Source organism: Diaphorobacter ruginosibacter, from assembly GCF_040396215.1.
GTDB classification, from domain to species: domain Bacteria; phylum Pseudomonadota; class Gammaproteobacteria; order Burkholderiales; family Burkholderiaceae_C; genus Diaphorobacter_A; species Diaphorobacter_A ruginosibacter_A.
The window spans coordinates 1-9,542 of sequence record NZ_JBEBOW010000138.1; the positions used below are offsets into that span (position 1 = coordinate 1).

Sequence of the window (9,542 nt, forward strand, 5' to 3'; positions counted from 1 at the left end):
TGGTGATGCCCTGGCCCAGCGGGCCGGTGGTGGTTTCCACGCCGGGGGTGATGCCGTGCTCGGGGTGGCCCGCGGTCTTGCTGTGCAGTTTGCGGAAGTTCTTGAGCTCTTCCATGGGCAGGTCGTAGCCGCTCAGGTGCAGCACCGAATACAGCAGCATGGATGCGTGGCCGTTGGAGAGCACGAAGCGGTCGCGGTCAGCCCAGTTGGGGTTGACGGGGTTGTGACGCAGATGGCGTCCCCACAGGGCCACTGCCATGTCGGCCATGCCCATGGGCGCGCCGGGGTGACCGGAATTGGCTTGTTGAACGGCATCCATTGCGAGTGCGCGGATCGCATTCGCCATCTGTTGTGAATTGGCCATGAAGGGCGGGCTCCGGGTGGGACTGGGTAGAGAAAACCCCCTATTTTACTAATGGACCGATGCCGGGGCTGGCAAGGGGCTTCATTTCGGCTTCTGGAGCCGTGGATGCTCTACAGTGTGAGCCCATGCACACTGCTTCTTTGTCCCCGGGAATCGCCGCCGTTGACGGCGTCGGCGCAAGCCTCGACGCCATGCTTTTGGCGGCGGGGCGTGGCGAGCGCATGCGGCCTCTGACCGACCGGATGCCCAAGCCGCTGCTCCAGGTGAAGGGCCGGGCGCTGCTGGACTGGCACGTGGATGCGCTGCTCAGGGACGGCGTCAACCGCATCGTCGTGAACACTGCATGGCTCGGCGAGCAGATTCCCGCTCATCTGACGGCCGGCTTTCCGGCGCTGGCGCGGCAAGCGCGGCTGTGCTTTTCAAACGAGGGCCGGGACTTCGACCATGCGCTTGAAACGGCTGGCGGTATCGCGCGCGCGCTGCCCCTGCTGGGCGACGCGTTCTGGCTGGCTGCGGGCGACGTGTTCGCGCCGGACTTCGCGTTCGATGCCGATCGCGCCCGTGCGTTCGCGGCCGGCGAGGACCTGGCCCATGTCTGGCTGGTGCCCAATCCTGCGCACAATCCCGGGGGCGATTTCGCGCTCCGGGAAACCTTTCCCGGCAGCGGCACGGGCCGCGCGCTCAACCTGCCGCAGGACGCGCCGGACGGGCTGCCGCGCCATACCTACAGCACGATCGCGCTGCTCAGGGCGGAGTTGTTTCGCGCACCGTGGTGCGACATCGCCCCCGGCAATCCGCAAGGCGTCGCGGCGCCGCTCGCGGCCTTGCTGCGCCGCGCGATGGATGCGGGCCGTGTCGGCGCAACGCTGTACACGGGGCGCTGGACGGACGTGGGCACGCCCGAGCGGCTGGCGCAGCTCAATGCGGCGGACTGACGCGTTTCCCCGTCAGTTTGAATGAGCCTGAATAAGAGCCGCTAACACAACCCTCGATACGTCGTTGCTTCGCCTTGTCGTACGCTTGTACTGCCTGCGGCTTCGCGCCTCGTCTCGATCGCAAACCTTCGGTTTGCCGGGTCGTGTTGGCAACTCTGAATATCCCACCCCGCCGCTATCGGCGGGCATATCCGTCAGAATCCAGCCCTGATCGTGAATCTCACGGGAATTGGGCGGGAAGATGGGTATGGAGTGGAGCAGCTTTTGCATGCTGCTGATCGTTGTTGCGCTGGCGTCGGCCTGCCAGAACCTGACGGGGTTCGCGTTTGCGCTGATCTTCGTCGGCCTCTCGGGCGCGCTGCACCTGATCCCGATTGCCGATGCCGCCAACGTGGCGGGGCTGCTTTCTCTGGTCAACGGCGTGGTGTACCTGCGCAGCCATCCGTTCAAGCCGCGCTGGGACCTGCTCAAGCCCATGCTCATCAGCAGCCAGATATGCGTGCTGGCGGGCCTGGGCATGCTGCAGTTCCTCAGCGGTGATCTCGTCAGCGTGCTGCGCATGCTCCTGGGCGTGACGATCATCGGCTGCGCGGTGCTGCTGCTCTCGCAGAAGGGCCGCCGCGAGAAGCCTTCGAGCACGCTGTCGATGTACGTCGCGGGCGGCCTCTCGGGCATTCTGGGCGGGCTGTTTTCCACCTCGGGGCCGCCCATCGTCTATCACCTGTACCGCGAGCCGCTGCCCGCGGCGCTGATCCGGCAATGCCTGCTGGTGCTGTTTCTGGCCAATACCGTGCTGCGCCTGGGCGTGGTCATCGCGGCGGGCGAGCTGTCGCGGGCGTCGCTTGTCGTCTCGGCGTTCGCCGTGCCGGTGGTCGCGGGCGTGACCTGGTTCCTGGCCAAGCACCCGCCCAGACTGCCGGTGCGCGTCCTGCAGTGGCTGGTGTGCTCCCTGCTGCTCCTGGCCGGTGTCAGCATGCTCGTCTCCGCTTTCTGACGTTCCGGGGGCGGCGGAGATATTTCCGGCTTCGCGCCTGCGTGGATATCGTCCGCGCAGTACGATGGCGCAATGAACTCCTCCGCATCCATCTACGCGCAAAGACGCGCCCGCCTGGCATCGCAACTGGGCCAGGGCGGGATCGCCGTCATTCCCACGGCGCCCGAGCGCCAGCGCAACCGCGACAATGGTTTCCTGTATCGGCACGACAGCTATTTCTATTACCTGACAGGCTTCACCGAACCCAACGCCTGCCTGGTGCTGGCAGCCGATGGCGCGAGCACGCTGTTTTGCCAGCCCAAGGATCAGGAGCGCGAGATCTGGGACGGGTACCGCCTGGGCCCGGAAGCCGCGGTGCCGGCGCTTGGCGTGGATGCCGCCTATTCGGTGGCCGAGCTGCCCACGCGCGTGCCGCGCCTTCTGGAAAACACCGAATGCGTGTGGTATCCGTTCGCCACGCACGAGGGCTTGGCCGCGCAGGTCGAGGGCTGGCTGAACAAGGTGCGCGCACGCGTGCGTTTCGGCGCGCTGTGTCCGACCGGACAACGCGATCTGTGCGCGCTGCTCGACGACATGCGCCTGGTGAAGGACGCGCATGAAATCGACATCATGCGCAGCGCCGGCGTCATCAGCGCGCGCGCGCACGTGCGGGCCATGCAGCGCTCGGCGCGCATGCTGCGCGCTGGCGAGGACGCGCGTGAATACCATCTCGATGCCGAACTGCTGCATGAGTTCCGCCAGAGCGGCGCGCAATACGTGGCATATGACTCCATCGTCGCGGCGGGCGCGAATGCCTGCGTGCTGCACTACCGCGCCGACAAGACGCCGCTGCGCAAGGGCGAGCTGGTGCTGATCGATGCGGGCTGCGAACTCGACGGCTATGCCAGCGACATCACGCGCACCTTCCCGGCGGACGGCCGCTTCACCGGCCCGCAGCGCGCGCTCTACGACCTGGTGCTCGCCAGCCAGGAGGCGGCCATCGCCGTGACCAAGGCGGGCAACCGCTTCAATGATCCGCACGACGCGGCGGTGGCCGTGCTCGCGCAGGGCATGCTCGACCTGGGGTTGATCGACAGGAACAGGCACGCCACCGCGCAGGACGTGATCGAGTCGCGCGCCTACTTCCAGTTCTACATGCACCGCACCGGCCACTGGCTGGGCATGGACGTGCATGACTGCGGCAACTACGTGGAGCCCTCGGAGGTCGGCGCGGTCAGCGAGCGCCGGGACCCGCTCTCCGGCGAGATCATCAAGAACCGCCCCAGCCGCATCCTGCATCCGGGCATGGTGACGACGATCGAGCCCGGCATCTACGTGCGCCCCGCGCCGGGCGTGCCCGAGCAGTTTCATCACATCGGCATCCGTATCGAAGACGATGCGGTGGTGACCGGAACCGGCTGCGAGCTGCTCACGCGCGGCGTGCCGGTGAAGGCCGATGAGATCGAAGCCTTGATGCGGGACTGATCCGCGCCTGGATCGGGTGGCCGCCTGATGCGGCGCATGTTTTGTGCGCTGCAGCACCGGAAGTTCCGGTCATGTAACCCGATTCATGCAAAAATTGAAACTCGATTACGAATTCTCATGGAACTTTGATGGTCATGCATATCCGTCGCGCTACCAAGATTGTCGCCACGCTGGGCCCCGCTTCGAGCGATCCGCAGTTGCTGGAAAAAATGATTGCTTCCGGGCTGAACGTGGTGCGGTTGAACTTCAGCCACGGCAAGGCGCAGGACCATATCGACCGCGCCGCCATGGTGCGCGCCGCGGCGCAGCGCGCGGGCCGCGAAGTGGCCATCATGGCCGACCTGCAGGGCCCGAAGATCCGCGTGGGCAAGTTCGCCGAAGGCAAGGTCATGCTGGAGGAGGGCGCGCAATTCGTGCTGGACGCCTCGCGCGCCGAGCCGGGCGATATCGGTGGCGTGGGCCTGGACTACAAGGAACTGCCGCGCGATGTGCGCCCTGGCGACACGCTGCTGCTCAATGACGGCCTGATCGTGCTGGAGGTCGATGCCGTGCGCGGCGACGCGGTGCACACCACGGTGAAGATCGGCGGAGAACTGTCCAACAACAAGGGCATCAACAAGCAGGGCGGCGGATTGACCGCGCCAGCGCTGACGGCCAAGGACATGGAGGACATCAAGACCGCGATGAGCTTCCAGGCCGATTACGTGGCGGTGAGCTTTCCCAAGAACGCGACCGACATGGAAATGGCGCGCCAGCTTTGCTACGTGGCGGCGGCGGGCACGGGCCACCGCCCGGGGCTGGTCGCCAAGATCGAGCGGGCCGAGGCGGTGCCGCTGCTCGAGGAAATCCTGCGCGCCTCCGATGGGATCATGGTGGCGCGTGGCGATCTGGCCGTCGAGGTCGGCAACGCGGCGGTTCCGGCATTGCAAAAGAAGATGATCCGCATGGCGCGCGACATGGACAAGTTCGTGATCACCGCCACGCAGATGATGGAGAGCATGATCACCAACCCGGTGCCCACGCGCGCCGAGGTGAGCGACGTGGCGAACGCCGTGCTCGACGGCACCGATGCGGTGATGCTGAGCGCGGAAACCGCCGCCGGCCGCTATCCGCTGGAGACGGTGCGTGAAATGGCGACGATCTGCGCGGCCGCCGAGGCGGCGGAAGATCCGGACCGCGACAACGATTTCCAGGGCCAGACGCTGGGCCGCATCGACCAGTCCATCGCCATGGGCGCGCTGTTCACCGCGCATCACCTGGGTGCGAAGGCCATCGTGGCGATGACCGAAAGCGGCTCGACCGCGCTGTGGATGAGCCGCCACCGCATCCACATTCCGATCTACGCGCTGACACCCAAGGTCGCCACGCAGCGCAGGATGGCCATGTATCGCAATGTGCGGCCATTGCTCATGGACACCAGCGCCGACAGGGACACGGCGCTCGACCAGGCGGAAAACCATCTCAAGATGCGCAACATCGTTCAGCAGGGCGATCTTTACGTGATCACCTGCGGCGAGCCCATGGGGGCTCCGGGCGGGACCAACATGATGAAAATCTGCCGCGCGCGCTGATCGGCACGGGTCGGCGGCGCATGCGCCGCCGGGAGGGGCGCCCGGCGTTTCACCTTGCGCGGCGGGGGCTGTCCGGGGGGAAAACCCCGGAATCCGGGCATGGCGTTAAAATCACCAGTTACCAACCGGTTACCAACTCGCGCGCGGCGGGCGAAAGCCCGGTGGGGCGCGCGACCAGCGTGCCGGTGCCTGTTGATCAACATTTACCTTACGGACCATCCCCATGCCTCTCGTATCGATGCGCGAACTGCTCGACCATGCCGCCGAAAACGGCTATGGCATCCCGGCCTTCAACGTCAACAACCTGGAGCAGGTTCAGGCCGTGATGTCGGCTGCCGACGAGGTGGGCGCTCCCGTCATCCTGCAGGCCAGCGCGGGCGCACGCAAGTACGCGGGCGAGCCCTTCATCAAGCACCTGATCCAGGCCGCTGCCGAAGCGTTCCCGCACATTCCGCTGGTGATGCACCAGGATCACGGCACGTCCCCCGCCATTTGCCAGGGCGCGCTGAACCTGGGCTTCGGCTCGGTGATGATGGACGGCTCGCTGCGCGAGGACGGCAAGACGCCGGCGGACTTCGACTACAACGTCGACGTGACCCGCAAGGTCGTCGAAATGGCTCACAAGATCGGCGCGACGGTCGAGGGCGAACTGGGTTGCCTGGGTTCGCTTGAAACCGGCATGGCCGGCGAGGAAGACGGCGTGGGCGCCGAAGGCGTGCTCGATCACTCCGCCTTGCTCACGGACCCGGAGGAAGCCGCACAATTCGTGAAGGCCACGCAACTGGATGCGCTGGCGATCGCCATCGGCACCAGCCACGGCGCCTACAAGTTCACCCGCAAGCCCACGGGCGACATTCTGGCGATCAGCCGCGTCAAGGAAATCCACGCCCGCATCCCCAACACCCATCTGGTGATGCATGGTTCTTCCTCGGTGCCGCAGGACCTGCTGGCGATCATCAACCAGTACGGCGGCAAGATGAAGGAAACCTACGGCGTGCCGGTCGAGGAGATTCAGGAAGCCATCAAGTACGGCGTGCGCAAGATCAACATCGACACCGACATCCGCCTGGCGATGACCGGCGCGGTGCGCAAGTTCCAGGCCGAGAATCCGGACAAGTTCGACATGCGCGAATGGATGAAGCCCGCGCGCGAGGCCGCCAGGCTGATCTGCAAGCAGCGTTACCTCGAATTCGGTTGCGAGGGACAGGGCTCCAGGATCAAGGGTGTTCCGCTCTCTGAAATGGCGGCGAAATATGCCGCAGGCTCGCTCCAGCAGCTTGTAAACTGATTTTTTTCCGCTCCAGTGGAAAGTGCCAAGACCCGGCGTCCCGAAAAGGGACGCCGGGTTTTGCTTTTTGGGATGGCATACAACACTCTGACTAAGGGTAATCCCTTGTTTTGAAAGCTTTTTGTAAGTATTCCGTTGCGATGGGTGGCGGTGTTTGAATCGTCCATCAGAATGTCCGGAACAACGCCATACGCTGGCACACGAGGGGATGTCTGCGCGCCTGGGGTCACTGGCTGGCCGGCATTGCGTCCGTGGCGAACGGACAGGCTCTTCTTGCGAAGAATACAAAACTCCAGGAGAAACCATGCTGATAGGTGTGCCAGCCGAGACGGTGGCGAAGGAGGCTCGGGTCGCGGCGACGCCCGAGACTGTCAAGAAACTCAAGGCCCAGGGCCATACGGTGCAGGTGCAAGGCGGCGCGGGCGTCGCCGCCAGCGTGACCGACGCGGCCTACGCGGCGGCCGGCGCCGACATCGTGGACCTGAATACCGCCTTCGGCGCCGATCTGGTGCTCAAGGTGCGCGCCCCGACCGAGGCGGAAATACCGCTGCTCAAGGCGGGCGTCACCGTCGTCGGCATGCTCAATCCGTTCGATGCCGCCGGCCTGCAGCGCATGGCGGAGGCCGGCCTGACCGCCTACGCGCTGGAGGCCGCGCCGCGCACCACGCGCGCGCAGAGCATGGACGTGCTGTCCTCGCAGGCCAATGTGGCGGGCTACAAGGCGGTGGTCATGGCGGCGGATCGCTACCAGCGCTTTTTCCCCATGCTGATGACGGCGGCGGGCACCGTGAAGGCGGCGCGCGTGGTGATTCTCGGCGTCGGAGTCGCCGGACTGCAGGCGATTGCCACGGCCAAGCGCCTTGGCGCGGTGATCGAGGCGAGCGATGTCCGTCCGGGCGTCAAGGAACAGGTCGAGTCGCTGGGCGCGAAGTTCATCGACGTGCCGTTCGAGACCCAGGAAGAAAAAGAAGCAGCCGAAGGTGTCGGCGGCTATGCGCGGCCGATGCCGCAGAGCTGGCTCGCGCGCCAGCGCGCCGAGGTGGCCAAGCGCGTGGCGCAGGCCGACATCGTGATCACCACGGCGCTCATTCCCGGGCGCGCGGCTCCGGTATTGGTGACGCAGGAAATGGTCCAATCCATGAAGGCCGGATCGGTCATCATCGATCTGGCGGCGGCTCAGGGCGGCAATTGCCCTCTGACCGAGGCGGACCAGACCGTGGTCAAGCATGGAGTGACCCTCGTGGGAGAGACCAATTTGCCCGCGCTCGTCGCGGCGGATGCGTCGGCGCTGTACGCTCGCAACGTTCTGGACTTTCTCAAACTCATCATCGACAAGGACGGCAAGCTGCACGTCAACCGCGAAGACGACATCGTGGCCGCGTGTCTGGTGGCCCATGAAGGCGCCGTCACGCGCAAGAGTTGACGCTTCCGGCTTGCCGCCGATCGGGATAGCAAGGATTTGGTTTCTTTCATGCTGAAGTTTTTCTCGCGCGTTCGATGCGCATCGGCCGTGGCTGCCGCGGCGGCTTCTCTGTTCCTCACCGCCTGCGCGCCGATGCAGCCGGGCCTGGTGCCGGTGGGCCGCTCGCAGCTGCAATTGCCGCCTGGCGACTGGGAGAGGATCGAGCAGGGCGGCAACGACCTCTTCAACATGCTTCCCGATGACGTCTCGCACGATCTGCCCATGAGCACGCAGGCCGTCGGCATGCGCGGCCCGCAGGGCGAGATGCTGGCCGTGATCGTCGTGCAGACCAACGCGACCAATGACCCCCGGGACACGACTTTGTGGACTCACAGCTGCCCCGCGCAAAAGGGCGTGCAGGTGGAGGATTTCGCAAAGGGCAGTCCCGTGCGCATCGACTGCCTGCGCTTCAAGCGGCGCGCGGACGATGAAGACTATTTGACGAAGAATCGCCCGGTGCTGCAAGAGTGGATCAAGCAACACGATATTGAACCGCTCGCGCCTTATTCGCACGTGTCCTACCGGTACGCGACTGCGCAAGGCGGCTACCTGCTGGTGGAGGCTCTCGTCGATCAACGCCTGCTGCGGCCAAAAACCGTCGGCACGGATCAGTTCCTGAGCGCGGGCAAGCCGGCGCAGGAGTGGCTGAATCAATTCGTGCAGGCTGCCAAGAACAGTGTTGCCATGCTGGATGGCCGATTCGTCGTGCCGCCGTTTCCCATTGCGCTGCCTCAGTAGCCGCATGCCGGGGCACGCGCCGCGCAGGCGGCGCGCGGCCCCTGCAAAGGGTGTACAGGAGAGCACCATTCATAAAAACCAAGGAGAACGCTCATGGAGTCCGTTTCCCCAACCCTGATCAATCTGATCATCTTCGTCCTGGCCATCTACGTGGGCTACCACGTCGTCTGGACCGTCACGCCCGCGCTGCATACGCCGCTCATGGCGGTCACGAATGCCATCTCGGCCATCGTGATCGTCGGCGCCATGCTCGCGGCCGCGCTCACCGAAACCTCGCTGGGCAAGACCATGGGCGTGCTTGCCGTGGCGCTGGCCGCGGTGAATGTCTTCGGCGGTTTCCTCGTCACCCGGCGCATGCTGGAGATGTTCAAGAAGAAGGAGCGCAAGGCCGCTCCCGCCGCTGACGCGAAGAAGGAGGCGTGAGCATGAGCATGAACCTTGTCACGCTGCTGTATCTGATCGCCAGCGTCTGCTTCATCCAGGCCCTGAAGGGCCTGTCGCACCCCACCACCTCGATCCGCGGCAATGTCTTCGGCATGGCCGGCATGGCGATTGCCGTGTGCACCACGGCCGCGCTGATCTACAAGCTCGCGGGCAACAGCGCGCAGGGCCTTGTCTGGGTGCTTGCCGGTCTGGTGGTCGGCGGCGGGATCGGCGCGACGATGGCCCATCGCGTCGAGATGACGAAGATGCCCGAACTGGTCGCCTTCATGCACAGCATGATCG

The 9,542-nt window shown here is 65.4% G+C and carries 10 protein-coding genes; 9 read left to right on the top strand and 1 reads right to left on the bottom strand.

What is annotated here, in order from left to right; genetic code table 11:
* The coding region (locus ABWP92_RS14615) for a thiamine pyrophosphate-binding protein (protein ID WP_502907547.1) at nt 1-364 on the bottom strand (364 nt) is incomplete at its 3' end.
* Nucleotides 365-489: 125 nt separating this feature from the next.
* On the opposite strand from ABWP92_RS14615, the gene ABWP92_RS14620 reads away from it, so the two are divergent.
* From ABWP92_RS14620 to ABWP92_RS14660, 9 genes are all read left to right on the top strand, one after another.
* Nucleotides 490-1,299, top strand: coding sequence for a nucleotidyltransferase family protein (locus ABWP92_RS14620; protein ID WP_353236128.1), 810 nt, complete (start codon nt 490-492; stop codon nt 1,297-1,299).
* A 268-nt stretch (nt 1,300-1,567) separates the two neighbouring features.
* Nucleotides 1,568-2,293 carry a TSUP family transporter gene (locus ABWP92_RS14625; RefSeq protein ID WP_353236129.1) on the top strand — a complete coding sequence of 242 codons (726 nt, stop codon included), beginning with the start codon at nt 1,568-1,570 and terminating at the stop codon, nt 2,291-2,293.
* 72 nt (nt 2,294-2,365) lie between these two features.
* Nucleotides 2,366-3,757 carry an aminopeptidase P N-terminal domain-containing protein gene (locus ABWP92_RS14630; RefSeq protein ID WP_353236130.1) on the top strand — a complete coding sequence of 464 codons (1,392 nt, stop codon included), beginning with the start codon at nt 2,366-2,368 and terminating at the stop codon, nt 3,755-3,757.
* A gap of 134 nt (nt 3,758-3,891) precedes the next feature.
* A complete protein-coding gene (pyk, locus tag ABWP92_RS14635) occupies nt 3,892-5,328 on the top strand; it encodes a pyruvate kinase (RefSeq protein ID WP_353236131.1) in 1,437 nt (478 codons plus the stop codon).
* Nucleotides 5,329-5,551: 223 nt separating this feature from the next.
* The gene (gene fba / locus ABWP92_RS14640; RefSeq protein WP_353236132.1) at nt 5,552-6,616 is read left to right on the top strand and encodes a class II fructose-bisphosphate aldolase; all 1,065 of its coding nucleotides are present in this window, start codon (nt 5,552-5,554) and stop codon (nt 6,614-6,616) included.
* 304 nt (nt 6,617-6,920) lie between these two features.
* Nucleotides 6,921-8,039 carry a Re/Si-specific NAD(P)(+) transhydrogenase subunit alpha gene (locus ABWP92_RS14645; RefSeq protein ID WP_353236133.1) on the top strand — a complete coding sequence of 373 codons (1,119 nt, stop codon included), beginning with the start codon at nt 6,921-6,923 and terminating at the stop codon, nt 8,037-8,039.
* A 48-nt stretch (nt 8,040-8,087) separates the two neighbouring features.
* Nucleotides 8,088-8,816, top strand: coding sequence for a hypothetical protein (locus ABWP92_RS14650; protein WP_353236134.1), 729 nt, complete (start codon nt 8,088-8,090; stop codon nt 8,814-8,816).
* A 93-nt stretch (nt 8,817-8,909) separates the two neighbouring features.
* Entirely contained in the window at nt 8,910-9,239 is a 330-nt protein-coding gene (locus ABWP92_RS14655) for an NAD(P) transhydrogenase subunit alpha part 2 (protein ID WP_353236135.1), read from the top strand.
* A gap of 2 nt (nt 9,240-9,241) precedes the next feature.
* Nucleotides 9,242-9,542 (top strand): NAD(P)(+) transhydrogenase (Re/Si-specific) subunit beta (locus tag ABWP92_RS14660; protein ID WP_353236136.1); only part of this gene is annotated, 301 nt, incomplete at its 3' end.

Bases quoted from the DNA above. Each gene is read 5' to 3' on its own strand.
- ABWP92_RS14620 (WP_353236128.1), top strand. From the start codon at position 490: ATGCACACTGCTTCTTTGTCCCCGGGAATCGCCGCCGTTGACGGCGTC.
- ABWP92_RS14625 (WP_353236129.1), top strand. From the start codon at position 1,568: ATGCTGCTGATCGTTGTTGCGCTGGCGTCGGCCTGCCAGAACCTGACG.
- ABWP92_RS14630 (WP_353236130.1), top strand. From the start codon at position 2,366: ATGAACTCCTCCGCATCCATCTACGCGCAAAGACGCGCCCGCCTGGCA.
- pyk (WP_353236131.1), top strand. From the start codon at position 3,892: ATGCATATCCGTCGCGCTACCAAGATTGTCGCCACGCTGGGCCCCGCT.
- fba (WP_353236132.1), top strand. From the start codon at position 5,552: ATGCCTCTCGTATCGATGCGCGAACTGCTCGACCATGCCGCCGAAAAC.
- ABWP92_RS14645 (WP_353236133.1), top strand. From the start codon at position 6,921: ATGCTGATAGGTGTGCCAGCCGAGACGGTGGCGAAGGAGGCTCGGGTC.
- ABWP92_RS14650 (WP_353236134.1), top strand. From the start codon at position 8,088: ATGCTGAAGTTTTTCTCGCGCGTTCGATGCGCATCGGCCGTGGCTGCC.
- ABWP92_RS14655 (WP_353236135.1), top strand. From the start codon at position 8,910: ATGGAGTCCGTTTCCCCAACCCTGATCAATCTGATCATCTTCGTCCTG.